At 63.0% G+C, this 23,610-nt stretch carries 20 protein-coding genes and 1 pseudogene; 8 read left to right on the forward strand and 13 right to left on the reverse strand.

The window, feature by feature from the left end:
• Window positions 1-43: 43 nt before the first annotated feature.
• Together MF4836_RS26505 and MF4836_RS26510 are read right to left on the reverse strand one after the other, a co-directional pair.
• Window positions 44-718 (reverse strand): anti-sigma factor, encoded by a 675-nt coding sequence (locus tag MF4836_RS26505; protein ID WP_078472803.1) that lies wholly within the window; start codon window positions 716-718, stop codon window positions 44-46.
• On the reverse strand, window positions 715-1,356 hold the full coding sequence (locus MF4836_RS26510; protein ID WP_078472804.1) for a sigma-70 family RNA polymerase sigma factor: 642 nt from the start codon (window positions 1,354-1,356) through the stop codon (window positions 715-717). Before MF4836_RS26510 ends, MF4836_RS26505 begins: the two co-directional genes overlap by 4 nt.
• 191 nt (window positions 1,357-1,547) lie before the next feature.
• Between MF4836_RS26510 and MF4836_RS26515 the strand changes: the two genes are divergently transcribed.
• Window positions 1,548-2,105 (forward strand): DUF2780 domain-containing protein, encoded by a 558-nt coding sequence (locus MF4836_RS26515; protein ID WP_078472805.1) that lies wholly within the window; start codon window positions 1,548-1,550, stop codon window positions 2,103-2,105.
• On the opposite strand, the gene MF4836_RS26520 is transcribed toward MF4836_RS26515, so the two are convergent.
• Complete coding sequence (locus tag MF4836_RS26520; protein ID WP_078472806.1) at window positions 2,106-2,993, reverse strand: acyltransferase; 888 nt, start codon at window positions 2,991-2,993, stop codon at window positions 2,106-2,108. It lies immediately after the preceding gene.
• A gap of 200 nt (window positions 2,994-3,193) precedes the next feature.
• Here MF4836_RS26520 and rloA2 point away from each other — a divergent pair, with 200 nt between their 5' ends.
• The 5 genes and pseudogenes from rloA2 to MF4836_RS35715 form a co-directional block, all read left to right on the forward strand.
• Window positions 3,194-3,694 carry a retropepsin-like aspartic peptidase RloA2 gene (rloA2, locus tag MF4836_RS26525; RefSeq protein ID WP_020295390.1) on the forward strand — a complete coding sequence of 167 codons (501 nt, stop codon included), beginning with the start codon at window positions 3,194-3,196 and terminating at the stop codon, window positions 3,692-3,694.
• A gap of 75 nt (window positions 3,695-3,769) precedes the next feature.
• A complete protein-coding gene (creB, locus tag MF4836_RS26530; RefSeq protein ID WP_078472807.1) occupies window positions 3,770-4,450 on the forward strand; it encodes a two-component system response regulator CreB in 681 nt (226 codons plus the stop codon).
• Complete coding sequence (gene creC / locus MF4836_RS26535) at window positions 4,450-5,871, forward strand: two-component system sensor histidine kinase CreC (protein ID WP_078472808.1); 1,422 nt, start codon at window positions 4,450-4,452, stop codon at window positions 5,869-5,871. The genes creB and creC overlap by 1 nt, the downstream gene beginning before the upstream one ends.
• Before the next feature lie 199 nt (window positions 5,872-6,070).
• Complete coding sequence (gene creD, locus MF4836_RS26540) at window positions 6,071-7,450, forward strand: cell envelope integrity protein CreD (RefSeq protein WP_078472809.1); 1,380 nt, start codon at window positions 6,071-6,073, stop codon at window positions 7,448-7,450.
• 240 nt (window positions 7,451-7,690) lie between these two features.
• Window positions 7,691-8,191 (forward strand): annotated as a pseudogene (locus tag MF4836_RS35715) (hypothetical protein); the annotation flags it as partial.
• Between the two features lie 46 nt (window positions 8,192-8,237).
• Here MF4836_RS35715 and MF4836_RS26550 read toward each other — a convergent pair.
• From MF4836_RS26550 to MF4836_RS26585, 8 genes are all read right to left on the reverse strand, one after another.
• Window positions 8,238-9,545, reverse strand: coding sequence for an MFS transporter (locus MF4836_RS26550; protein WP_078472811.1), 1,308 nt, complete (start codon window positions 9,543-9,545; stop codon window positions 8,238-8,240).
• 380 nt (window positions 9,546-9,925) lie between these two features.
• Complete coding sequence (locus tag MF4836_RS26555; RefSeq protein WP_078472812.1) at window positions 9,926-10,105, reverse strand: hypothetical protein; 180 nt, start codon at window positions 10,103-10,105, stop codon at window positions 9,926-9,928.
• Window positions 10,102-11,232, reverse strand: coding sequence for a PepSY-associated TM helix domain-containing protein (locus MF4836_RS26560; protein ID WP_078472813.1), 1,131 nt, complete (start codon window positions 11,230-11,232; stop codon window positions 10,102-10,104). Before MF4836_RS26560 ends, MF4836_RS26555 begins: the two co-directional genes overlap by 4 nt.
• Window positions 11,233-11,301: 69 nt before the next feature.
• On the reverse strand, window positions 11,302-13,761 hold the full coding sequence (locus MF4836_RS26565) for a TonB-dependent siderophore receptor (protein WP_078472814.1): 2,460 nt from the start codon (window positions 13,759-13,761) through the stop codon (window positions 11,302-11,304).
• Window positions 13,762-13,959: 198 nt separating this feature from the next.
• A complete protein-coding gene (locus MF4836_RS26570) occupies window positions 13,960-14,934 on the reverse strand; it encodes a FecR domain-containing protein (protein WP_078472815.1) in 975 nt (324 codons plus the stop codon).
• On the reverse strand, window positions 14,931-15,449 hold the full coding sequence (locus tag MF4836_RS26575) for an RNA polymerase sigma factor (RefSeq protein WP_078472816.1): 519 nt from the start codon (window positions 15,447-15,449) through the stop codon (window positions 14,931-14,933). The genes MF4836_RS26570 and MF4836_RS26575 overlap by 4 nt, the downstream gene beginning before the upstream one ends.
• Window positions 15,450-15,673: 224 nt before the next feature.
• Window positions 15,674-16,381, reverse strand: a complete 708-nt coding sequence (locus tag MF4836_RS26580; protein WP_078472817.1) for a 3'-5' exonuclease — start codon at window positions 16,379-16,381, stop codon at window positions 15,674-15,676.
• A complete protein-coding gene (locus MF4836_RS26585; RefSeq protein ID WP_207202151.1) occupies window positions 16,378-18,312 on the reverse strand; it encodes a DUF294 nucleotidyltransferase-like domain-containing protein in 1,935 nt (644 codons plus the stop codon). The genes MF4836_RS26580 and MF4836_RS26585 overlap by 4 nt, the downstream gene beginning before the upstream one ends.
• Before the next feature lie 258 nt (window positions 18,313-18,570).
• Here MF4836_RS26585 and MF4836_RS26590 point away from each other — a divergent pair, with 258 nt between their 5' ends.
• Entirely contained in the window at window positions 18,571-19,017 is a 447-nt protein-coding gene (locus tag MF4836_RS26590) for a response regulator (protein WP_078472819.1), read from the forward strand.
• 247 nt (window positions 19,018-19,264) lie between these two features.
• Here MF4836_RS26590 and MF4836_RS26595 read toward each other — a convergent pair whose 3' ends face one another.
• Complete coding sequence (locus MF4836_RS26595; protein ID WP_078472820.1) at window positions 19,265-21,442, reverse strand: malate synthase G; 2,178 nt, start codon at window positions 21,440-21,442, stop codon at window positions 19,265-19,267.
• A 501-nt stretch (window positions 21,443-21,943) separates the two neighbouring features.
• On the opposite strand from MF4836_RS26595, the gene MF4836_RS26600 reads away from it, so the two are divergent.
• Window positions 21,944-22,462: a glycine cleavage system protein R gene (locus tag MF4836_RS26600; protein ID WP_078472821.1), complete on the forward strand. Its 519-nt coding sequence runs from the start codon at window positions 21,944-21,946 to the stop codon at window positions 22,460-22,462.
• Window positions 22,463-22,688: 226 nt separating this feature from the next.
• On the opposite strand, the gene rarD is transcribed toward MF4836_RS26600, so the two are convergent.
• On the reverse strand, window positions 22,689-23,576 hold the full coding sequence (rarD, locus tag MF4836_RS26605) for an EamA family transporter RarD (RefSeq protein ID WP_078472822.1): 888 nt from the start codon (window positions 23,574-23,576) through the stop codon (window positions 22,689-22,691).
• Window positions 23,577-23,610: the final 34 nt, after the last annotated feature.

Here is a 23,610-nt window from a genome sequence, read left to right on the forward strand (position 1 = left end):
GAACGCCATCTCGGGACTGATTTTTCATGCCCGCCACTGAGGTTCACAACGCCACCAATGGCCCCTGATACAACACCGGCCCGGTCGGTTGCCCGGTGGGCGAGCCGCCATGGGGTTCGAGGCTGACGGCCAGGGCGATGGGGGTGCCCAGCAGGTCGCGTTGGGCCTGGCTCAGGTTGATCCGGCCCTTGCCGCCCACCGGCACCACGCCCAGGGAGATGGGTTTGCCGTCGGCCGGTATGGCCCACAGCTCCAGGCTGCGATCCAGGCCGACGGTGGCCAGGGCCAGGGGGTCGACCTGCAGGTATTGGCCATGGGCCTGGATCTGCAACGCCGGTTGCTGGCTGGCGCTGAGCAGGGTGGCGCTGTAGCGCACGCTGTCGCTCTGGTAGATGAAACCGATGTACAGCGAGGCCAGCACCGCACAGGCGGCGACCACCAGACGCAAACGCATCCACAGGGGTTGCTTGGGCGGCACGTGCAGGCGTTGCGGTTCGATGCGGGCCTGGATCGCCTGCCACACTCGCTCCGGCACGTCCTGCTCCGGGAGTGTGTGGGTCAGGCTGGCGAGGTGTTCTTGCCATTGCGCCACTTCGGCGCGCAAGGCCGCGTCATCCAGCAGCCATTGCTCGAAGCGGCGTCGGGCCGCTCCCTGCATCAGGCCGATGCTGTAGTCGGCGGCGAGGGCGCGGCGCAGGGCGGGGGTTTGGTAATTCATGATTCAAGGCACCTGCGCAGGCGCTCCATGCCGCGACGAATCCACGACTTGACCGAGCCCAGGGGCGCGGCCAGGTGTTCGGCCAATTCCGAGCACGACAGGCCCTGGAAGTAGGCCACGCTGATGGACTGGCGCTGCATGCTTTCCAGGGTCGCCAGGCAGCGGTTCAAGGCGCTGGCATCGCGTTCGCGGTCCAGTTGCTCGTGGGCTGACAGGCTTTGATCCTCCAACTGTTGTTCTTCCAGTGCGCCCAGGGGGCGTTCGCGGTGTTTGCGCAACTGGTCGATGGCCTGATTGCGAGTGATGTTGATCATCCAGGTCAGCGGCGCGGACAGGTGCGCCTGGTAGCGCGAGGCGTTGTTCCAGATGCGCACGAAGCTTTCCTGCAACACCTCTTCCGCCAGGTCGCGGCGGCCCATGAAGCGCAGGGCTACCCCGTGCAGTCGCGGCGCGACGCTGCGGTACAAGGTTTCGAAGGCGTGCCGGTCACCCAGTGAACACTGGGCCAGCAGCTGTCTGAGCTGATCGGTATCGACAGTGGAAATAACCGTTCTCCAGGCAGTCCAGGGGTGAGCCCAAGGCGACGGGCCGCGAAGGTGGCTTGAGGTTAGTCCAGGGTGGGCGGTTGTTCCATTCATCAGGGTGTCCTCCAGGCCCTTGGATATACGTGGGCAAGCAGCTGGCGGATGCACCCCGTTGGTTTTTTTTCAGGAGCGCTGTTCCCGTCTCGCGCCGACCAGCGTTCGGAACATTACTTCGGGAATTCAGTCAAAAAACTGTTTTCCATCCCACTCTTGAGGATGGCGCAGCGTTCACTGAGGTTGGCTCGATGAGGATTTCACGCGGTTTGCTACTGGCTTCGCTGATGACCCTGGCTGCGAGTCCGGTGTTTGCGGGGTTCAACCTGGGTGATGTGGCCGGAGCCATTGCCGGCGCCCAGGGCAACAAGGCCGGCGAGGCGGCCACCACCCCGCAAGCGGCCGGTTTGCTCGATACCCTGGGTTCGCAATTGAACGTGTCGCCGGAGCAGGCAGTGGGCGGCGCGGGAGCCATGCTCGGCCTGGCAAAAAACCGGCTCAGTTCCACCGATTACGCGCAGTTGGCGAAAAGCGTGCCCGGCCTTGATCAACTGACTGGCAACAATGCCCTCGGCGGGCTTGGCGGTTTGGGTGGCTTGCTCGGTGATTCGGCCAAATCCCCGGCCCTGGACGGGCTGCTGGGCAATGTGAAAAACACCAACGACCTGAACAACACCTTCGGCGCCCTGGGCATGGACAGCGGCATGATCGGCCAGTTTGCGCCGTTGATCCTGCAATACCTGGGGCAGCAGGGCGTCGGTGGTTCGTTGCTGCAAAGCCTGAGCGGCATCTGGGGCACAGGCAGCTGATCAGTTGCCCTCGGCGCGCAATTGGGCGATGCGCTGATCCTTCTCGGTCCAGAGCTGGTTGACCCAGTTCTGGATCTGCTGGCGGAAGGCCGGATCGTTTTCGTAGTCGCCCTGCCACAACGCCGGGTCCAGCTCGCGGGTGCGGATGTCGATGATGACCTTGGGCACCGCGCCGCTGATCAGGTCCCAGAAGCCAGGAATCGTCGGCTGTGGATAGACCACGGTCACATCCAGAATCGCATCCAGCTGTTCACCCATCGCCGCCAGCACAAAGGCCACGCCGCCGGCCTTGGGCTTGAGCAAATGGGTGAAAGGTGATTGTTGCTGCGCGCGCTTGGCCGGGGTGAAACGGGTGCCTTCCAGGTAGTTGACCACGGTCACCGGCTGGCGCTTGAACAGCTCGCAGGCGGCGCGGGTGATGTCCAGGTCCTTGCCTTGCAACTGCGGGTGTTTGGCCAGGAAGGCCTTGCTGTAGCGCTTCATGAAGGGGTAGTCCAGCGCCCACCAGGCCAGGCCCAGGAACGGCACCCAGATCAGTTCCTTCTTGAGGAAGAACTTGAAGAACGGCGTACGCCGGTTGAGGGTCTGGATCAGCGCCGGAATATCGACCCAGGACTGGTGATTGCTGATCACCAGGTAGGAGGTGTCGACCCGCAGCCCCTCGCCGCCGCGAATATCCCACCGGGTGGGGATGCACAGGGCGAAAATCAGCTTGTCGATCTCGGCCCAGGTTTCGGCGATCCACATCACCGCCCAGGATGCGTAATCGCGCAGGCGCCCCGGCAGGACCAGCTTGAGCAGGGCAAACACCATCAGCGGGCCGAACAGGACCAGGGTGTTGAGCAACAGCAGCAGGGTGACGAAACAGCCGGTGAGCAGGCGGCGCATAAGGCACTCTTGAAATCATTTTGGCGCGCCATGATAAGCAGCTTCGGCGAACAGGCCAAATCCCAGTGTGCTGACGAATGTTTCACCCATGACCGGGTATGCTTTTCATTCGCTGCGCCGCTAACACGGTGGCGCTGGCGAACGAATTCAGCGGCAAGGGTCTAAAATCCCGCTGCCCACTCTTCAAGGAACCCCACCACGTGAAAGCCGTCCTTGCTCTTTTGTCTCTCCTGGCCCTGCCGGTCATGGCCGCCGAGCCGACCCTCTACGGGCGTTACGAAAACATTCGCTTGCCGGAAATCGGTGAAACCCTCAAGGCCAAGATGGACACCGGGGCCCTGACCGCCTCGCTGTCGGCCAAGGACATCGAGACCTTCACCCGTGACGGCGAGGACTGGGTGCGCTTTCGCCTGGCCACCAAGGACGCCGATAACAAGGTCTACGAACACAAGGTGGCGCGGATCAGCAAGATCAAGAGTCGCTCCGACGAAGATGACGAGAAGGACGAGCCGCAGTCCGCCAAGCGTCCGGTGGTCGACCTGGAAATGTGCCTGGGCAACGTCAAGCGCACGGTGGAGGTCAACCTGACCGACCGCAGCAGCTTCAACTACCCGTTGCTGATCGGCGCCAAGGCCCTGCGTGAATTTGGCGCGGCGGTGAACCCGGCCCGGCGCTACACCGCAGACAAACCTGACTGCTGATGGCTGCTGCATCTGATTGACGCGGCCAGAGGCATCCGGCACCGTTCGGGCATTCAACTCCTGTGCCCGGACGCCATGCCCCATATCCTGATTGTCGAAGACGAAGCGGCGATAGCCGATACGCTGATTTTCGCCCTGCAAGGCGAAGGTTTCAGCACCACCTGGCTGAGCCTGGGGCAGGCGGCGCTGGAACATCAGCGGGCGACGCCGGCGGACCTGATCATTCTCGACATCGGCCTGCCCGATATCAGCGGCTTTGAAACCTGCAAGCAACTGCGGCGCTTCAGCGAGGTGCCGGTGATGTTTCTCAGCGCCCGCGACGGTGAAATCGACCGGGTGGTGGGCCTGGAAATCGGCGCTGACGATTACGTGGTCAAGCCGTTCAGCCCGCGCGAGGTGGCGGCGCGGGTCAAGGCGATTCTCAAGCGCATGGGGCCGCGGGCCATTGCTGAACCGGCTTCGGCGCTGTTTGTGGTGGACGCCGAGCGGGTGCAGATCAGCTACCGCAACCAGCCCCTGAGCCTGACCCGTCACGAGTTTCGCCTGTTGCAGTGCCTGCTGGAGCAGCCGGAGCGGGTCTTCAGTCGCGAACAGTTGCTCGATGCCCTGGGGGTGGCGGCGGACGCCGGTTACGAGCGCAGCATCGACAGCCATATCAAGAGCGTGCGCGCCAAATTGCGCCTGGTGGCCGCCACCGCCGAGCCGATCCAGACCCACCGCGGCCTGGGTTACAGCTACAGCCCGAGTCATAGCTGATGTCCCTCGGCATCCGGATCTTCCTGGTGTATGCGCTGTTTATCGGCCTGACCAGCTACTTTGTGCTCAGCACCGTGATGGAGGAAATCCGTCCCGGGGTGCGCCAATCCACCGAAGAAACCCTGGTGGACACCGCCAACCTGATGGCCGAGATCCTGCGCGATGACTTCAAGGCCGGCACCCTCAATGAAAACCGCTGGCCGCAACTGCTCGAGGCCTACGGCGAGCGGCAGCCGGCGGCCAGTATCTGGGGCCTGCCGAAGAACCAGGTCAACCACCGCATCTATGTCACCGACGACCAGGGCAAGGTGGTGCTGGACTCCAGCGGAGTCGCGGTGGGCCAGGATTATTCGCGCTGGAACGACGTGTACCTGACCTTGCGCGGCCAGTACGGTGCGCGTTCGTCGCGGGCGGTGGCCGATGATCCGAACTCGTCGGTCATGCACGTGGGCGCGCCGATCCGTGACAAGGGCAAGATCATCGGCGTGGTCACCGTGGCCAAACCCAACAGCTCGTTGCAGCCTTATGTCGACCGCACCGAACGCCGTCTGGTGTGGTACGGCATCGGCCTGATTGCCCTGGGCCTGCTGTTCGGCGCGTTGCTGTCCTGGTGGCTCAGCGCGGCGTTGCGCCGCCTGACCGCCTATGCCCAGGCGGTCAGCGAAGGCCGGCGTGCCGCATTGCCGCATTACCGTGGTGGTGAGCTGGAGCAACTGGCCACGGCGGTGGAGCACATGCGCACCCAGCTTGAGGGCAAGGCCTACGTCGAACGTTATGTGCACACCCTGACCCACGAATTGAAAAGCCCGCTGGCGGCGATTCGTGGCGCCGCGGAGTTGCTGCAGGGCGAGATGCCGGTGGAGCAGCAGCAGCGCTTTGTCGGCAACATCGGCAGTGAAAGCGCACGCATGCAGCAGTTGATCGAGCGCCTGCTGGACCTGGCCCAGGTCGAGCAGCGCCAGGGGCTGGAAGAGCGAGTCGAGGTGCCGTTGGCGACCCTGATCGATGAGTTGCTGCAAAGCCAGAGCGCGCGGATCGAGCGTAAGCAATTGCAGATCGAACAGCGCATCGATCCGAATCTGACCCTGATCGGTGAGCCGTTCCTGTTGCGCCAGGCCATTGGCAATCTGCTGGAAAACGCCCTGGACTTCACCCCGGCCCAGGGCGTGCTGCGGTTCTTTGCCAAGCAATTGGGGGCGCAGGTCGAGTTCAGCCTGTTCAACCAGGCCGAGGCGATTCCGGAGTATGCCCTGGCCCGCCTCTGCGAGCGCTTCTACTCCCTGCCACGCCCGGACAGTGGGCGCAAAAGCACTGGCCTGGGGCTGAACTTCGTCGAAGAAGTGGTGCAACTGCACGGTGGCCGCATGACCATCGGCAACGTTCCCGGCGGCGTGCAAGTCACCCTCCACCTCCCTCGATAACTACCCTGTAGCCGCTGGCCCGCAAGGGCGCTGAGGATCTGGCGGGATAAATGCGTTGGTCGTTGAGGGCCAGCGCAGCCTCGCGGGCTCGGCAGCGGCTACAGGGGTACGAAAATCTCCACACAGTCTCCACATTGCCCTCATAAAGCCCCCATGTGGGCGGCCCAGACTCTCTCTCATACGAATCGGGAGAGAATCCATGAACCGCAGCTTGACCGTAAAACTGGGGGCGATTGCCCTGTTGATCCTGCTACTGCTGATCCCCTTGCTGATGATCAACGGCCTGATCGACGACCGTCAGCAATTGCGCGACGGCGTGCTCGACGAGATCGCCCGCAGCTCCAGTGGTAGCCAACGGGTGACCGGCCCGGTGATGGTGGTCGACTACCGCAAGAAGGTCCGTACCTGGCGGGTCGACGAAAAAACAAAAAAGCGCTCTGAATACATTGTCGAGAAACAGGGCCGGTTGTTTTTCCTGCCCGAGCACTTCGAGCTCAATGGCCAGGCGCAGACCGAACTGCGCGCCCGGGGGATCTACGAGGCCCGGCTGTTTCACGCCAACACCCACCTCAGCGGCCAATTTGCCATTCCCGCGCAGTACGGCATCAGCGAAGACTTTGCCGACTATCAGTTCGACCGGGCCTTCCTGGCGGTGGGCATCAGCGACATCCGCGGTATTGAAAATGCCCTGAAACTGGAGCTCAACGGCCAGACCCTGGACTTTGCCCCAGGCACCTATGTCAGCTGGCTGGACGAGGGCGTGCACGTGATGTTGCCGCCGCTGGACGTGAAGAAACCCACCCAGCTGGATTTCGGTTTCGAACTGCGCCTGCAAGGCACCGGGCAGTTGTCGGTGGTGCCGGTGGGCAAGACCAGCAAGGTGCAGTTGATGGCCAACTGGCCGCATCCGAGCTTTATCGGCAACTACCTGCCGGCCCAGCGTGAAATCACCGAGCAGGGTTTTTCCGCCACCTGGCAGACCTCGTTCTTCTCCACCAACCTGCAGCAGGCCATGGATCGCTGCGTGGCCATGAGCGAGCAGTGCGGTGATTTCAACAGCCGCAACTTCGGCGTGAGCTTTATCGACCCGGTGGACCAGTACCTCAAGAGCGATCGGGCGATCAAATACGCGTTGCTGTTCATCGGCCTGACGTTTGCCGGGTTCTTCCTGTTCGAAGTGCTCAAGAGCCTGGCGGTGCACCCGATCCAGTACGCCCTGGTGGGGGTGGCGCTGGCCTTCTTCTACCTGTTGCTGCTGTCGCTGTCGGAGCACCTCGGGTTCACCCTGGCGTACCTGCTGTCGGCCGGCGCCTGCGTGTTGCTGATCGGCTTTTACGTCAGCCACGTTTTGCACAGTTGGCGTCACGGTTCAGCTTTCGCGGTCGGCCTGGCGGCCCTGTACGGCCTGCTCTTTGGCTTACTGAGCGCTGAAGACTACGCACTGTTGATGGGCTCGCTGCTGCTGTTCGGGCTGCTGGGTGTGTTCATGGTGCTGACCCGCAAGCTGGACTGGTATGGCATTGCCCAGACCCGTGCAGCCAAGCCACTGGAGTTCGATCTGGAGACGGTTCATGTGTAGATCATTGGGGTTGCGTGAAGATCAGGCAGAGGGCGAGGCGTTGGCACAGCGCATTGCCGGGTTGTTCCCTTTGGAGCAATTACCGCCTCTGCGACGGCCGGCGGGTAGCCGCCGCCAGTGGGTGTTGCTGGACGCTCCGGTCGCTGCGGCGTGGCCTGCACCGCCGGGGCAATCGGCACCGGGGCCGAAGGCTTGAGCGAAGGCGCCGGCCGCCATCGGTAAACAGCGCTACAGGGCCGGGCGATTGATCTGTATCGTGCCGGCCGGACACTCTTTCAAACCAGGGAATGCAGGATGCGCAGGTTGTATTTCAAGCACACGGTGCTGACGTTGGCCTTGCTGGCGCTGTACGGGCTGGCGGTGGTTATCGCACTCGACAGCGAGTTTCGGCGCAAGGGTGAGGGAGAACCGGAGTTCGTGGTGATGTTTGCCTACATTGGCTGGATGCTGGTGCTTCCGGCGGCCTTATGGCTGGTGGCAGGCTTTGGCGTGTTTTGCCTCAGGGCACGCAAGGGCGTGAGTGCCAGGCTGCATCGGGCGTTGGCCCTGTGTCACCTGCCGTTGTTGTTGCTGAGTGGTTTCACATTGCTGGTGGCCTCTGGCGCAGTGCCGGAGAACCTGTGGTTTGTGCCGGTGATCCTGATCGACCTGGCCCGCATCGCCTATGTCCTGCGCCGCTTCCCCAAATACCATCCCGTCACCTCCACCACCTCCACCACCTCCACCACCCCCGCCCTATAGCCGCTGCCGAGCCTCGCGAGGCTCGGCAGCGGCTATAGGGGGTCACTCAGAGCGCGGGTTTCAATTGGGCGCCCGGGGTGTTGCTGCTGGCGGGTGAGGCCGGGGTGGGCTTGAGTTCGCGAGCGACGTTCCACACGACCAGGGCGGCGATGATGTCGAAAATCGCCAGCACCACGAACAGCGGGCTGTAGCCGATCTTGGTCACCATCACGCCAAACACCAGGGTGAATGCCGCAGCGCCCAGGTAACCGAACATCCCGCCCATGCCGGTGGCGGTGGCCACTTCATTCTTGCCGAACGAGTCCGAGGTAATGGCATACAGCGCCCCGGACAGGGTCTGGTGGGCGAAGCCGCCGACGCACAGCAGGGCAATCGCGGTGTAGGGGCTTGCCACGAGGCCGATGCAGGCCGGGCCGATCATGCACGAGGCGCCAAAGAACAGCACCATCTTGCGCGAGGTGAACAGCGACACCTTGCAGTAGCGGTGGAAGAACGGGCTCAGGTATCCCCCCAGCACGCAACCCAGGTCTGCGGCGAGGAACGGCAGCCAGGCGAACATCGCGATTTCCTTGATGTTCATGTGGCGCTCGGTCATCAGGTACAGCGGGATCCAGGCGTTGAAGGTCTGCCAGGCCGGTTCCGACAACATGCGCGCGCTGGCGATGGCGTAGAAGTTGCGGTTGCCGATGATCTTTTTCCAGCTGCCTTTTTTCGGATTTGGATCCTTGAAGTGCTCTTCCTGGCCACTGAGGATGTAGTCGCGCTCACGCTCGCTCAGCAGCTTCTGGTCCCGCGGGTGTTTGTACAGCACCAGCCACAGGAAGCTCCAGATGATGCCCATGGCGCCGACGATCAGGAACGCCAGCTCCCAGCCACTGTTGAGAATCGCCCAGACCACCAAAGGCGGGGCCAGCAGCGCGCCGATCGACGAGCCGATGTTGAACCAGCCGATGGCCACCGAGCGCTCCTTGGCAGGAAACCATTCGGTGGAGGCCTTGACTGCTGCCGGCAGCCCGGCCGCTTCGGTCAGGCCGAGCAGGCCACGAACCACCGCCAGGCCTTGCCAGCCCGAGGCCAGCGCCGCCGCCGCGCAGGCCACGGACCAGGCCACGGCAAATATCGCGAAGCCCAGTTTGGTGCCGATGGCATCGATGATGTAGCCGGCCACCGGTTGCATCAGGGCGTAGCAGACCTGCCAGGCAACGACGATGTGCGAGTACTGCTCGGTGGAGATGTTCATCTCGCTCATCAGGGTCGGTGCGGCCACCGACAGGGTATTGCGGGCCAGGTAATTGACCATCAGGCCAGCCGTGACCAGGCCGACCATCCACCAGCGGATGCCTTTGATTTTCATCGCTTCACCATCATTTTCTTGGATTTATGGGTGTTGCCGGTTGGCGGCGCCAAAGGGCGCGCGCAGGGGCATCACGGTGGCGAATGGGCGGCGTGCAGCAGGAAACAGGCGGGCGGTGCGGGCGAAAGACGGAGTCGGGTCATGATTGGCTGGACACTCTTTGAATTATTTTTATGGGTCGACAAATTGTTACGTTGTGTGTCGTCGTACAACTTGATTCCGTTATAAGAGTCCTTTAACGGGCTGTCAATGGGGTTTTTATTCTGGGCTGACGAGATGCAGTGGGTTGTGGCGGGACTGTCGTCGTACAACGAAGGCCGCAATTGGCCCGGGCGCCACTGCAGGGCGCCTGGGTATAGAGCGGGATCGTGGAGGGGGATTTAGCGGGGTACGAGCAATCCGCGCAGGGCGATCAGGGCCGGCAGCCCAAGGCCGAGCCAGCTCAGGCTGTCCCAGGCGCCATCCCCCAGCAGGGCGGCGAAGAGTCCGACGGCACTGAGCAGGCCGATCAGCAGCGGGGCACTGAAGACCTTCCAGAAATTGCTCTGCCGGGGCTTCATGGCGCCACCTTTTGCGTGCTGTTCAAGACGCGGCTGTTGCGCCGGCGCACGAGCCACAGGTACACGCCGCTGCCCAGGACGATAATGGTCAGCCCATCCAGCACCGCCCACAGGACCTTCATCGGCATGCCGCCATAGTCGCCAAAGTGCAGCGGCTGGGACATGCCCATGGCGTCCATGTACCACGGCCGTTCGGCCACGGCAGTGACCTGCAGGGTCGCGGCGTCGATCAGCACCGGGGTCAGCAGGTGCGAGGTCAGGTGGCTGCTGCCCTTCATGAACACCGCGTAATGGTGCTCGCTGGAAAAGCGCGTGCCGGGGAAGGCGATAAAGTCCGGGCGCATGCCCGGCGCGGCCTGCGCGGCAATATCCAGCAGACAGCTGGCCGGGGCCAGTTGCGTCAGCGGTGGCGCGTCGCGGTAAGGGGCGATCATCGCGCTCAGGCTGTCGTTGCGCCAGGCGGCGATGATCAGGTCGGCGCAGGCGCTGATCACTCCGGTCACGCCCACCACCAGGGCCCAGGTCAGGGTCACCACGCCGATCAGGTTATGCAGGTCGAGCCAGCGCAGGCGGGTGGATTTGTCGTGGCGTACGCTGGCGAACTTCAGCCGGCGCATGAAGGGCAGGTACAGCACGGTGCCGGAAATGATCGCCAGCACGAACAGCAGGCCCATGAACGCCAGCAGCAGCTTGCCCGGCAGGCCGGCGAACAGGTCCACGTGCAGGCGCAGCATGACCATCATCAGCCCGCCGTTGGCCGAGGGCATTGCCACGGCCTCGCCGGTGCGGGCGTCGAGCATGAAGGTGTGGGACGAGTTCGGCTCGGTGCCGGCGGTCTTGGCCATGATCGTCACCACGCCGTTGGGATCGTCTTCATCCCAGCCGAAGTACTGCATCACCTCGCCTGGCCGATGGGCCTCGGCGGCGCGCACCAGCTGCTGCAGGTCCAGGTGCGGAGTCTCGGCGGGCATTTCCCGTAGCTGCGGCGAGTCACCCAGCAGATGATCGATCTCGTGGTGGAAAATCAGCGGCAGGCCGGTCAGGGCCAGCATCAGCAGAAATACAGTGCAGATCAGGCTGGTCCAGGTGTGGATAAAGGACCAGCGGCGGATGGTTTGGCTTTTCATGAATCATCCAGATGCAAAAGGGCCACGGCGTGGCCGTGACCCTTGTTGTGATACCGGAAAGCTAGCGGTTTACCACTTGTAGTTGACGCTGGCCATGACGTTGCGGCGATCGCCGTAGTAGCAGTAAGTACCGTCGCAGGTCGACATGTATTCCTTGTCGAATACGTTGTTGGCATTGAGGGCGATGCTGGCGCCTTTCAGCGAGTTCTGCAGGCGGCCCAGGTCGTAGTGCACGGCGGCGTCGTAGACCGTATAGGCATCGGTGTCGCCGTCGGACTTACTGCCGACATAGGGCAGGTTACCTGCGGGGATGTTATTGGTTTCGCCGATGTAGCGCGCGCCAAAGCCCACGCCGAAGCCGTCCAGCAAGCCGTTATGCCAGGTGTAGTCGGCCCAGATCGAGGCCTGGTTTTCCGGGGTCAGGGGCAACGGACGGTTTTTGTCCTGAGGGTCGCCGACCTTGGTCATTTTGCTGTTGGCGTAGGTGTAGGCCGCCGTGAGCTTGAGGTTCTCGTTGACGTTGCCTACCGCTTCCAACTCGAAGCCGCGGACCTTGGCTTCGCCCAATGGCCGGCTTACGCCCAGGCTGTCGGAGAGCACGATGTTCTGCCGCGTCAGGTCGTAGACCGCAGCGGTCAGCAGTATGTCGCTGCCTGGCGGCTGGTATTTGACCCCCAGTTCGTATTGCTTGCCAGTGCTAGGCTCGAAGGCCTGCCCCTTGGAGTTACCGCCGGCTTCGGCCTGGAACGACTCGGCATAGGAAACATAGGGCGTGAAGCCCGAGTCGAAGACGTAACTCAGCGCAGCATTGCCGGTGAACGCGTGGTCGTCGCGCTGATCACGGGGTTCGCTGGCAATGTTGTAGAACTTGGTATCGGTGTGCAGCCAGTCCTGGCGTCCGCCCAGGGTCAGGCGCCAGTTGTCGAGCGCCATCTGGTCCTGGAGATACAGGCCGGTGCCTTGACGTTTCTGGTTGTAATCGTTGTAGGCGGAATAGGCGACCTTGCTGAAGTCCTGCCCGTAGATCGGGTTGATGATGTTGCTGGTAGGGGCTTCGCCGTACAGCCATTTGTAGTTGGTGTTGACGCGTTCGTGATCCAGGCCTAGCAACAGCGTGTGTTTGAGTACACCGGTATTGAAGTCGGCCTGGAAGTTGTTATCCACGGCGAACTGGCTGATGTCTTCGTTGACGATGTTGGCACCGCGCCGAACCGTACCGTCGGCACTGACCGCCAGATCCGGTTTGTTCGGCCAATAGAAGCCACCGGCAGTAATGCCCTGGAAGGACAGGTCGCTTTTGGTGTAGCGCAGGTTCTGCCGGAACTGCCAGACATCATTCAGGCGATGTTCAAAGGCGTAGCCCAGGGCGTAGTAGGTCTTGTCGTAATACTCCCAGCTCGGGTCGCCCAGGTTCTTGTGGTACTTCACCTCGCCTGCCGGACTGTACAGCTTGGTGCCTTGCAGGGGCAGGAACTGGCTGGTGATCCCGGTATCGTCGCGGTTGAACTGGCTCAGGAACGTCAGTTTGGTGTCGTCGTCGATGTTCCAGGTCAGGCTGGGGGCAATGTTGTAGCGCTTGTCCTCGTTATGTTCGATGGCGGTGTTGCTGTCGCGTACCACGCCGCTGACGCGGTACAGGAAGCGGCCTTCATCATCGATCGGACCGGTGCTGTCAAAGCTGATCTGCTTGCGCTGGTAGCTGCCGATTTGCAGCTGGACTTCATGGCCGGCCGTGTCCTGCGGGCGCCGGCTGACCATATCCAGCAGGCCACCGGGTGGGGTTTGGCCATACACCGAGGATGCCGGACCGCGCAGCAGCGCCACACGCTCCAGATCCCAGGTTTCCAGCTTGGGCATGGTGTAAGTGCCCTTGGGCAGCGGCAAGCCATCGAGGAACTGGGTGGGCTCGAAGCCACGGACCTTCAACCATTCGGCGCGGCTGTCGCTGCCATAGCTGCTGGCGGTGACGCCCGGCATGTAGCGCACGGCATCGTCGAGGTTCTGTACGGCCCGATCCTGCATCTGATCGCGGGTGGCGACAGAGATCGAACGGGGAACTTCTCGCAGCTCGGTATCGGTTTTGGTGCCTGCGGCGGTGCGCTTGGCGGCGTAGCCATCCACCGGTCCCCAAGCCGTTTCAGCGAACTCCTGACCGGTAATACTGGTTTCCGGCAACGCCACCACGCCCTCCGGGATCGGCGCCAGGCTGTAGGTGCCGGCGCCGCTTTGCTCCAGTTGCAGGCCGGTGCCGCGCAGGGCTTCGCGCAGGGCGCCGGGGGCGTCGAACGGGCCCTTGACCGGGGCCGAGGTTTTGCCGGCGGCCAGGGACGGGTTCAGGCTCAGGGCCAGGCCAGCCTGGCTGGCGATCTGGTTCAGGGTGCTGGCCAGGGGCGCGGCCGGCAGGTTGTAGGTACGCACGCTGGACGCCTGCTCGGCGGCCAACAACGCAGTGCTGGCCAGCGGGGTGCAGAGGGCAATGGCCACGGCCAAGAGGCTGGGGCGCAACAAGGTGTCTAGCGAGCGGTACATACGGCGGCTCCTGAATGGAAATAGTTCGCAATTGCCTATGTGCCGGACGAGATGCAAAAAGTGATAGGGCTGATTGAAAATAATTTTGATTTAGATAAAGGCGAGCTTCGATCGCGCCCGTTGCACCAGGCGAGCGCCTGCGTGGCAGAGGGGCAGCGCAGGCCTGCCGGCCACGGCGGCAATGCCGACCGCTGGGTTTCAGGGCTTGGCGTCGGCCTTGGCAGCCACCGTTACCCACCACGCCGTATGCCGTTCGATCTGCACCGGCAGGGTCGGCAGTAGCGCGGTCAGCGCCAGGTCGGTGTTGTGCAGCGGGAAGCTGCCGGTAATACGCAGGTCGGCGACTTCCGGGGCCACGCCAAGGTGGCCGCGGCGGTAGCGACCGAGTTCGCCGATCAGGTCTTCGAGCCGTGCGTTGTCCACCACCAGCATGCCGCGGGTCCAGGCGTCGGCGCCGGCGTTCAAGGCCTGGAGCGGGCCGAGCCCGTCACGGCGCATCAGTACCTGCTGGCCTTCCTTGAGGATCTGTTCGTCGGGGCTCGCCTGCGGACGAGCGGCGACGGCGGACTGCAGCACGCTCAGGCGGGTGCCCTGGTTCTCCCGCTTGACCAGGAACCGCGTGCCGAGGGCGCGCATGTGCCCGTCATCGGTTTCGACAATGAACGGGCGGGCGTCGCCGTGGCCGGTTTCGATCAGGATCTCGCCTTCCTGCAACACGATGCGCCGTTGCTTGTCGTCAAAGCGCACATCCAGGGCACTGTGGGTATTGAGGTTGATCACGGTGCCGTCGCTCAGGTGCAGAGTGCGCTGCTCGCCGGTGGCCGTGCGCTGGTCGGCCAGCCAATAGTTGAGCGGCAGGTAGCGTTCCCCGGCGAACAGCGCCAGGCCGATCATCAGCGCAACGCTGGCCAGGCCGCTGCCGAGCTTGCGCACCCGTCGGCGGATCCCTTCGCGCGATTGCAGCAGGGCCACCCGGGCCGGGCCCGAGGCCACGCTGAAGCGCTGGTCGAGCATGCCCAGCTGGCGCCAGGCCCGGGCATGTTCTTCATGGGCGGCGTGCCATTTGGCGAACTCCTCGCGCTCCACGGCGTTGCCGGAATCGAGCGACAACTGCCAGGCAATCGCCGCGTCCAGCACCTGGGACGAAACCGGCTTGGAGCTGATGGGGTTCATACCGGCTCACCGTACAGCGCGATGTAGCACTGGCGGATGCCCTGGGCCAGGTACTGGCGCACGCGCGGCACCGAGACTCCGAGGCGCTCGGCAATCTGGGCGTGGCTCAGGCCATCCAGGCGGTTATAGAGGAACGCGGCGCGGGCCTTGCTCGACAGCTTGCCGAGCAGGCGGTCGATGGCCTTGAGGTCTTCGAGGATCATCTGCTGTTCTTCCGGCGAGGGGTGCTCGGCTTCCGGGATCAGCATCAGTTCGGTGAGGTACGCCTGTTCCAGGGCGGCACGGCGAAAATAGTCGAACAGCAGGCCCTTGGCGATGGCGACGAGAAAGGCCCGTGGCTCGCGCGGCGTGTTCAGTTCGTCGCGGCCCAGCAGGCGGACGAAGGTGTCCTGGCTCAGGTCTTCGGCCCGTTGCGGACAGGCCACGTTGCGTCGCAGCCAAGCCAGCAGCCAGCCGCGATGGTCGCGATATAACGCGCCAACGAGCTCATTGTGGGGGCTTTGGGCTGACGACAACGGGCATCACCAATCGAGAAGTTTAAACTAACGAGAATTATTCGCGATTGTCGCAGGGGCGCAACGGCCGCGCAATGGGCGCCTGTCGGGTGGAACCTGTGGTTTTGGCCATCAGGGACGCCGGGTTTAGCCGAGTGCGGGCGTTGCTTGGTGCCGCCAGGTGTGGAGCCGCTGCCGAGCCTGCGAGGCTGCGCTGGCCCTGACCGGCACCGAAGATCCGCCGGTTAGAAAGAAGGCGCCTGCTGACGGCGCTTCCACTGGTTGAGGCGCTGTTGCAGGTTCAGCGGGCTGTGGATCTGCTGCTGGCGGGCACGGCTGAACAGGATCAGCGCCAGTTCTGCGGTGGCCAGGGCGTCGGCGGCGGCATGGTGGCGTTCGCCCACTTGCAGCTTGAACCAGTCGATCCAGTCATCCAGCCCGGCTTCGCGGATATTGGCTTGAGGGCACAGCAGCGGTGCCAGTTCGGCGATATCCATAAAACTGTGCTGCAGGCGATAACCCAGGCTGTCTTTCAGCGCCCGACCGAGCATGTGCTGGTCGAAGGGTGCGTGGAAGGCCAGCACCGGGCTGTCGCCGACAAACTCCATAAAGTCCAGCAACGCCTGGGCCGGGTCACAACCGGCGGCAATCGCGCTCGGCCCCAGGCCATGGATCAGCACGCTGGGGCTGAGCTTGTGGTCGACCCGCAGCAAGGTGCGCTCGAACTGCTGGCTGAAGTCGATGGCGCCGTCCTCGATCACCACCGCACCGATCGACAGCACCTGGTCGCGATTGAGGTTCAGGCCGCTGGTTTCCAGGTCCAGCACCACCCAGCGCTGTTGCCGCAGGCTGCATTCGCCCAATGGCGCCGGGGCCGGCAGGCGGTCGCGGCGCTGCTGTTGTTCGGGGGTGAGGCTGGCACTGGCGGGGCGCAGCCAGGCGAACAGGCTCATAGCTGATACCGCAGGGCCAGGCTGCTTTGCAGGCGCTGGGCCTGGCGCAGGGATTCACGCAGGATGCGCCGGTCCAGGTGGTTGAGGCGGTCCGGGTCGACGCGGTTGGAGTAGGGCAGGTTCTCGCGGGTTTGCAGCTGGTGCTGTTGCATGCGGGTCTGCTGGATAAAGTGGTAGGCCTCTTCATAGGCCGCGCCGTCCAGGGGCTCGATCACTTCCCTGGCCACCAGTTGGCGCAGGCGCTCCAGGGTGTTGTTGGCGCTGATGCCGTTGGCCAGCGCCAGCAGGCGGGCGCCGTCGACGAAGGGGGTCAGGCCCTGGACCTTGAGGTCGAGGGTGGCCTTTTCGCCGTTCTTTTTCGCCAGCACAAATTCGCGGAAGCGTCCCACCGGCGGCCGTTGACGCAAGGCGTTCTCCGCCAGCATGCGCTGGAACAGCCGGTTGTCGGCCACCTGGTCGAGGATGCCGCGTCGCAGTTGCTCGCAGCCTTGTTCATCGCCCCAGACCACCCGCAGGTCGAAGTAGATGCTGGAGGCCAGCAGGTTTTCCGGGGTGGCTTCGCGGATAAAGGCGGAAAAACGTCGGGCCCATTCGGCGCGGGACAGGCACAGCTCGGGGTTGCCGGCCATGATATTGCCCTTGCACAGGGTAAAGCCGCACTGCGCCAGGCTTTGATTGATCTGCTGCGCCAGGGGCAGCAGCTTGCCGCGGATCTCGGCAGCGTGGGCCGCGTCGCGGGCGTCGAACAGAATGCCGTTGTCCTGGTCGGTGTGCAGGGTCTGCTCACGGCGGCCTTCGCTGCCGAAACACAGCCAACTGAAGGGCACGCCGGGATCGCCGCGGTCGGCCAGGGTCAGTTCGATCACCCGGCACACGGTGTGGTCGTTGAGCAGGGTGATGATGTGGGTGATCTGGGTCGAGGACGCGCCGTGGGCCAGCATGCGTTCCACCAGTTGCCCGATCTCGCCGCGCAGCGCCACCAGGTTCTCGACCCGTGGGGCATTGCGGATGGTACGCGCCAGGTGCACCAGGTCGACCCGTTGCAGGGAAAACAGGTCACGCTCTGAGACCACGCCGCACAGGCGCTGGTCCTTGACCAGGCAGACGTGGGCGATATGGCGCTCGGTCATGGCGATGGCCGCGTCGAAGGCGCTGTGGTCCGGCGTCAGGTAGAACGGGCCGTGGGTCATGTGCCGTTCGATCGGCTGAGTGAAATCATCGGTGCCGTCGGCTACCACCTGGCGCAGGTCGCGCAGGGTGAAAATACCGATCGGCGCCTTGTGCTCATCCACCACCACGATGCTGCCGACCTGTTGCTCGTGCATCAGGGTCACGGCTTCGCGCAGGGGGGTGACGGTGCTGCAGGTCACGGGATGACGCATGGCCAGCTCGCCCAGGCGGGTGTTGAGCGAGTATTGGGTGCCGAGGGTTTCCACGGCTTTTTGCTGGACTTGCTGGTTGACCTGGTCCAGCAGGCTGCTGACCCCGCGCAAGGCGAAGTCGCGAAACACCGAGGACAGGGCAAACAACTTGATAAAGGCCGGCTTGTTCAGTTGCAGGCAGAAGGTGTCCTCGGCCGCCAGGTGTTCGGTACGCGTGGCCCGTTCGCCCAGCAGGGCGGCCAGCGGGAAGCATTCGCCGGTGGTGATCTCGAAGGTGGTCTCGGTGCCGCCCTTGGCCGTGTGCGGACGTTCGCCGACCACTCGGCCCTGTTTGACGATGTAGAAGTGTTCCACCGGCCCGTCGGCGGGCTTGATGATGCTCTCGTCAGGCCCGTAGAAGCGCAGTTGGCATTGTTCTACCAGGTAGGCCAGGTGGGCGTTTTCCATCTGGTTGAACGGCGGGAACCGTTGCAGGAACTGCATGGTGCCGTGGATGTTCTGCAACACCGCGGTTTTCCCTGCCTGGGTGAAGGCATCCGCTTTACTCATAACTATTACCGCAGTCTTTTTGGATTTGTTGTGGTCGGATCAACAGCCATGGTCGGCCCCTGTGCCCGGGGTGCCCATTGGACGTAAGTCTAGGTAGGGCTTCAATCGTGGGGATTTGGTCTAAGCCCGGGGTCGTTGGCGCAAAAAAAGTGCTCAACAGACCTCTTGGAAAAATTTCCGACGAAGTGCACATTGAAGGCCTGCTTAGCGATGTCTGACCACTGTGCTAGGGGATTGACTTGAACATGTAGGAAACCTATGTCCGACCACGATATTTTGAGTGACGCCGAGCGCGAGGCGCTAAGCGCAGTCATGCTGGAGCCCGACCTGCCGCCACAGCGCGTATTGATTGCCGATGACGACAAAGATGCGCGCGAGTTGCTTTCGGAAATCCTCGGACTGGATGGCATCCGTTGCGTTACCGCTGCCAGCGGCAAAGCGGCACTGGAGCTGTTGAACTCGAATAAATCCATCGGACTGCTGGTCACCGACCTGCGCATGGCGCCTTGCAGTGGCCTGGAGCTGATCCGCCAGGTGCGCGAATCGGAACGGGCGGCGTTGCCGATCATCATCATTTCCGGCGACGCCGACGTGCGCGACGCCATTGCGGCCATGCATTTGAGCGTGGTCGACTTCCTGCTCAAACCCATCGACACCGACAAGCTGCTGAGCCTGGTCAAGCACGAACTGGGCGTGGTCCCCTAGGCTCTGTACGAAAACTACCTGCGCTTCGATCATGCTGCGTTAAAAACAGGCTCGGGCGCGAGTCCGATCGGAATGCTCATGTAGGTCCCTACAGTCGAACGCGACCCCGGCCGTTCCTCGCCTGTTTTTGCCTTGCCTGATCTTTGCTCGGCGAGTTTTCGTACAGGCCCTAGACGCCGTCACCCATGTTGCAAAAAAAAGCCCCGATCAGTGATCGGGGCTTTTTCATTGGGCTAGCGCCGCGTTGTTACAGGCCGTTCTTGGCCTTGAACTCGCGACGACGACGGTGCAGCACCGGCTCGGTGTAGCCGTTTGGCTGCTTGGTGCCTTCGATCACCAGTTCGACCGCCGCCTGGAAGGCGATGTTGCTGTCGAAGTCTGGCGCCAGAGGACGGTACAGCGCGTCGCCGGCGTTCTGCCGGTCAACCACTGGAGCCATGCGTTTGAGGCTTTCCAGCACCTGGGCCTCGGTGACCACGCCGTGGCGCAGCCAGTTGGCGATGTGCTGGCTGGAAATGCGCAGGGTCGCGCGGTCTTCCATCAGGCCTACGTCGTTGATATCCGGCACTTTGGAGCAGCCCACGCCCTGGTCGATCCAGCGCACCACGTAACCGAGGATGCCCTGGGCGTTGTTGTCCAGTTCGTTGCGGATTTCCTGCTCCGACCAGTTGGTGTTGCTGGCCAGGGGGATGGTCAGGATGTCGTCCACCGAAGCGCGGGGGCGCTTGGCCAGCTCGGCCTGGCGGGCGAATACGTCGACCTTGTGGTAGTGCAGGGCATGCAGCGCCGCCGCGGTGGGCGATGGCACCCAGGCGGTGTTGGCGCCGGCCAGCGGGTGGGCGATTTTCTGTTCGAGCATCGCGGCCATCAGGTCGGGCATGGCCCACATGCCTTTGCCGATCTGCGCGCGACCTTGCAGGCCTGTGCTCAGGCCGATATCGACGTTCCAGTTTTCGTAGGCGCCGATCCATTTTGCGGCCTTCATCTCAGCCTTGCGCACCACGGCGCCGGCTTCCATGGAGGTGTGGATTTCGTCGCCGGTACGGTCGAGGAAGCCGGTGTTGATGAACACCACGCGCTCGCTGGCCGCCTGGATACAGGCCTTGAGGTTGACCGTGGTGCGGCGCTCCTCGTCCATGATCCCGACTTTCAGGGTGTTGCGTGGCAACGCCAGCACGTCTTCGATGCGGCCGAACAGCTCGTTGGTGAACGCCGCTTCTTCCGGACCGTGCATCTTCGGTTTGACGATGTAGACCGAACCGGTGCGGCTGTTGCTGCGCGAGGTGTTGCCGTTCAGGTTGTGCACCGCCGCCAGGCTGGTGAGCAGGCCGTCGAGGATGCCTTCCGGCACTTCGTTGCCGTGCTTGTCGAGGATCGCGTCGATGGTCATCAAGTGACCCACGTTGCGTACGAACAGCAGGGAGCGACCGTGCAGCTTCAGGGTCGAGCCGTCGACGGCGGTGTACTCGCGGTCGGCGTTCATGGTGCGGTTGAAGGACTTGCCGCCCTTGGCCACTTCTTCCGCCAGGTCGCCTTTCATCAGGCCGAGCCAGTTGCGGTAGATCACCACCTTATCGTCGGCGTCGACGGCAGCTACCGAGTCTTCGCAGTCCATGATGGTGGTCAGTGCGGCTTCCATCAGCACGTCTTTGACGCCGGCGGCGTCGGTCTGGCCGACGGGGCTGGTGGCGTCGATCTGGATTTCGAAGTGCAGGCCGTTGTGTTTGAGCAGGATCGCGGTCGGTGCCGCAGCGTCGCCGTGGTAGCCGATTAACTGGGCATCATCGCGCAGGCCACTGTTGCTGCCGCCCTTGAGGCCGACCACCAGCTTGCCGCCAACGATCTTGTAGCTCGTGGCGTCGACATGGGAACCCGCGCTCAGCGGTGCGGATTCGTCGAGGAAGGCGCGGGCGAAGGCGATGACCTTGTCGCCACGGACCTTGTTGTAGCCTTTGCCCTTTTCCGCGCCGTCGGCTTCGCTGATGGCGTCGGTGCCGTACAGCGCGTCGTACAACGAGCCCCAGCGGGCGTTGGAAGCGTTGAGGGCGAAGCGGGCGTTCATGACCGGAACCACCAGCTGCGGACCGGCCATGCGGGCGATCTCGTCATCGACGTTTTGCGTCGTGGCCTGGAAGTCCGCTGCTTCTGGCAGCAGGTAACCGATGTCTTGCAGGAAGGCCTTGTAGGCCACAGCGTCGTGGGATTGACCGGCACGGGATTGGTGCCAGGCATCGATACGCGCTTGGAAATCGTCGCGTTTGGCGAGTAGGGCTTGGTTTTTCGGGGCCAGGTCATGGATGACCTTGTCGGCGCCGGCCCAGAACGAATCGGCGGTGAGGCCGGTACCGGGAATGGCTTCGTTGTTCACGAAGTCGAACAGGACTTTGGCGACCTGCAGGCCACCCACTTGAACGTGTTCAGTCATTGCTTGCCTCACTCTGCTCAGCTATTTCGCTTTTCAGCTCTTCAAATTGACAATGAAGCCCTGGCATTTAAACCACAAACCCCTCTACCAGTACATGCCATCGCGGGCGGCTGGCTGCTTCCAATCAACGGCGGAGCCTTGCTGACGGGGCTTTTGAGGGTTGCGACTGGGCCTTGGCAGACATCGGTCCAACGTTATGTAGTGCGCGCTGCGGCATACTACATGATCAATTGCGCTTGTGAAAATTAGACTAAATACGTCGTTCCGCGACTAAAGTTGCTCCTTTGGTCACGCAAGTGGCGGTCATGTTCTCAAAAAGCGCACGGATTGTTCCATATAAATTCAAATAGTTGTACACGATTTGTGTCTTTGCGCCTGGCCCCCGGCTGCCAGTGCCCCTTTCGAGCGGTCTGTAGCGGGATTCACTGGCCGCAGGTGGGCCGGCGAGGCTTGCCTATACTTGCGCTTCTATAACAAAAGTCATGATCAGAGGACTGCGCCATGGACCATCTCGTACTCACCGTATTCGCCCCGGACAAGCCCGGACAGGTCGAGCGCATTGCCCAGTGCATTGCCGAGCACGGGGGTAACTGGCTGGAGAGCCGCATGTCGCGCATGGCGGGGCAGTTTGCCGGGATCCTGCGCGTCGGGGTGCCGGCCGAAGCCTATGACGAACTGGTGGACGCGCTCCAGGGCTTGTCGAGCCATGGGATTCGCGTGCTGATCGCTGAAAGTGGTATCGAGCAGTCCTGCACCTGGAAGCCGATCGCCATGGAGTTGGTGGGCAACGACCGGCCTGGCATCGTGCGCGACATCACCCGGCTGCTCAGCGAGCAGGGGGTCAACCTGGAACGGTTGGTGACTGAAGTGCGCCCCGCGCCTATGAGCAGCGAGCCGTTGTTTCATGCCGAGGCAGTCCTTGCGGTGCCCCTGACCTTGTCCCTGGATGTGCTGCAGGCTCGCCTTGAAACCCTGGCAGATGACCTGATGGTCGAATTGGTGCTGCGCAGCGAGACCTGAGCCCGGCACCGCCGGTTATCCAAGTTTAAGGTGCATGCGCCTGTGGATAACCTGTAGAGACAGGTCTCCAGCCCAAAGGGGCCGGGGCTCTCCAGGGTTTGATCAAAAAATCATCAGTTTTCAAGGGCTTGTGCACAAACGCCGGGGATCACGCTGTGGATAACCTTGGGAAGGATGCTTGCAGGCCACGTGAGCCGTGGCCTGCAAGCTGTTGTTCGTTTTTTGATCAGTTGCGGCGACGCAAACTCAACCAGGCATCCACGCTGTACACCGCCAGGCCGGCCCAGATGAACATGAACGCCACCAGCGTGCTGGAGGACAGGTGTTCATCAAACAGCAGCACCGCCTGCAACAGCACCAGGGTCGGTGCCAGGTACTGCAAGAAGCCCAGGGTGGTGTAAGGCAAATGCCGCGCAGCCGCGTTGAAACACACCAGCGGCACCAGGGTGACCGGGCCTGCGGCCACCAGCCACCAGGCTTCGGAGCTGCCCCAGAACTCGAGCTGGGCGCTGCTCGCCGTCGGGTTGAACAGCAGCCAGGCCACCGCAATCGGCACCAGCATCCAGGTTTCCACCACCAGCCCGGGCAATGCCTTGACCGGTGCCTGCTTGCGGATCAGCCCGTAGAAACCGAAGGTCAGCGCCAGCACCAGCGACACCCAGGGCAGGCTGCCCACCTGCCACACCTGTTGCGCCACACCCACCGCCGCCAGCACCACGGCCAGCCACTGCAGACGTCGCAGACGCTCGCCAAGAATCAACATGCCCAGCAGCACATTCACCAGGGGGTTGATGTAGTAGCCCAGGCTGGCCTCCAGCATCCGGCCGTTGTTCACCGACCAGACGTACGTCAGCCAGTTGGCGGCGATCAAGGTGCCGCTCAAGGCCAGGATCGCCAGGCGTTTAGGATTCTCCCGCAGCTCGCGCCACCAGCCGGGGTGTTTCCAGACCATCAGCAACAAAGCGCCGAACAACGCCGACCACAGGACCCGGTGAATGATGATTTCAACCGCGGGCACGCTGGCAATGGCTTTGAAGTAGAGGGGGAACAGGCCCCAGATGATGTAGGCACTCAGGCCCAGAATGTACCCGTGACGCGGGTTGGCGGCTTGCATGCAGAATCCTTGCTTAGGCAGCTAACAAAGCGAC

The organism is Pseudomonas sp. MF4836 (assembly GCF_002018875.1).
Lineage (GTDB): Bacteria > Pseudomonadota > Gammaproteobacteria > Pseudomonadales > Pseudomonadaceae > Aquipseudomonas.

What these genes read in the sequence shown, in the direction of transcription:
- MF4836_RS26505 (WP_078472803.1), bottom strand. Translation starts at nt 718, where the DNA reads ATGAATTACCAAACCCCCGCCCTGCGCCGCGCCCTCGCCGCCGACTAC.
- MF4836_RS26510 (WP_078472804.1), bottom strand. Translation starts at nt 1,356, where the DNA reads ATGAATGGAACAACCGCCCACCCTGGACTAACCTCAAGCCACCTTCGC.
- MF4836_RS26515 (WP_078472805.1), top strand. Translation starts at nt 1,548, where the DNA reads ATGAGGATTTCACGCGGTTTGCTACTGGCTTCGCTGATGACCCTGGCT.
- MF4836_RS26520 (WP_078472806.1), bottom strand. Translation starts at nt 2,993, where the DNA reads ATGCGCCGCCTGCTCACCGGCTGTTTCGTCACCCTGCTGCTGTTGCTC.
- creB (WP_078472807.1), top strand. Translation starts at nt 3,770, where the DNA reads ATGCCCCATATCCTGATTGTCGAAGACGAAGCGGCGATAGCCGATACG.
- creC (WP_078472808.1), top strand. Translation starts at nt 4,450, where the DNA reads ATGTCCCTCGGCATCCGGATCTTCCTGGTGTATGCGCTGTTTATCGGC.
- creD (WP_078472809.1), top strand. Translation starts at nt 6,071, where the DNA reads ATGAACCGCAGCTTGACCGTAAAACTGGGGGCGATTGCCCTGTTGATC.
- MF4836_RS26550 (WP_078472811.1), bottom strand. Translation starts at nt 9,545, where the DNA reads ATGAAAATCAAAGGCATCCGCTGGTGGATGGTCGGCCTGGTCACGGCT.
- MF4836_RS26555 (WP_078472812.1), bottom strand. Translation starts at nt 10,105, where the DNA reads ATGAAGCCCCGGCAGAGCAATTTCTGGAAGGTCTTCAGTGCCCCGCTG.
- MF4836_RS26560 (WP_078472813.1), bottom strand. Translation starts at nt 11,232, where the DNA reads ATGAAAAGCCAAACCATCCGCCGCTGGTCCTTTATCCACACCTGGACC.
- MF4836_RS26565 (WP_078472814.1), bottom strand. Translation starts at nt 13,761, where the DNA reads ATGTACCGCTCGCTAGACACCTTGTTGCGCCCCAGCCTCTTGGCCGTG.
- MF4836_RS26570 (WP_078472815.1), bottom strand. Translation starts at nt 14,934, where the DNA reads ATGAACCCCATCAGCTCCAAGCCGGTTTCGTCCCAGGTGCTGGACGCG.
- MF4836_RS26580 (WP_078472817.1), bottom strand. Translation starts at nt 16,381, where the DNA reads ATGAGCCTGTTCGCCTGGCTGCGCCCCGCCAGTGCCAGCCTCACCCCC.
- MF4836_RS26585 (WP_207202151.1), bottom strand. Translation starts at nt 18,312, where the DNA reads ATGAGTAAAGCGGATGCCTTCACCCAGGCAGGGAAAACCGCGGTGTTG.
- MF4836_RS26590 (WP_078472819.1), top strand. Translation starts at nt 18,571, where the DNA reads ATGTCCGACCACGATATTTTGAGTGACGCCGAGCGCGAGGCGCTAAGC.
- MF4836_RS26595 (WP_078472820.1), bottom strand. Translation starts at nt 21,442, where the DNA reads ATGACTGAACACGTTCAAGTGGGTGGCCTGCAGGTCGCCAAAGTCCTG.
- MF4836_RS26600 (WP_078472821.1), top strand. Translation starts at nt 21,944, where the DNA reads ATGGACCATCTCGTACTCACCGTATTCGCCCCGGACAAGCCCGGACAG.
- rarD (WP_078472822.1), bottom strand. Translation starts at nt 23,576, where the DNA reads ATGCAAGCCGCCAACCCGCGTCACGGGTACATTCTGGGCCTGAGTGCC.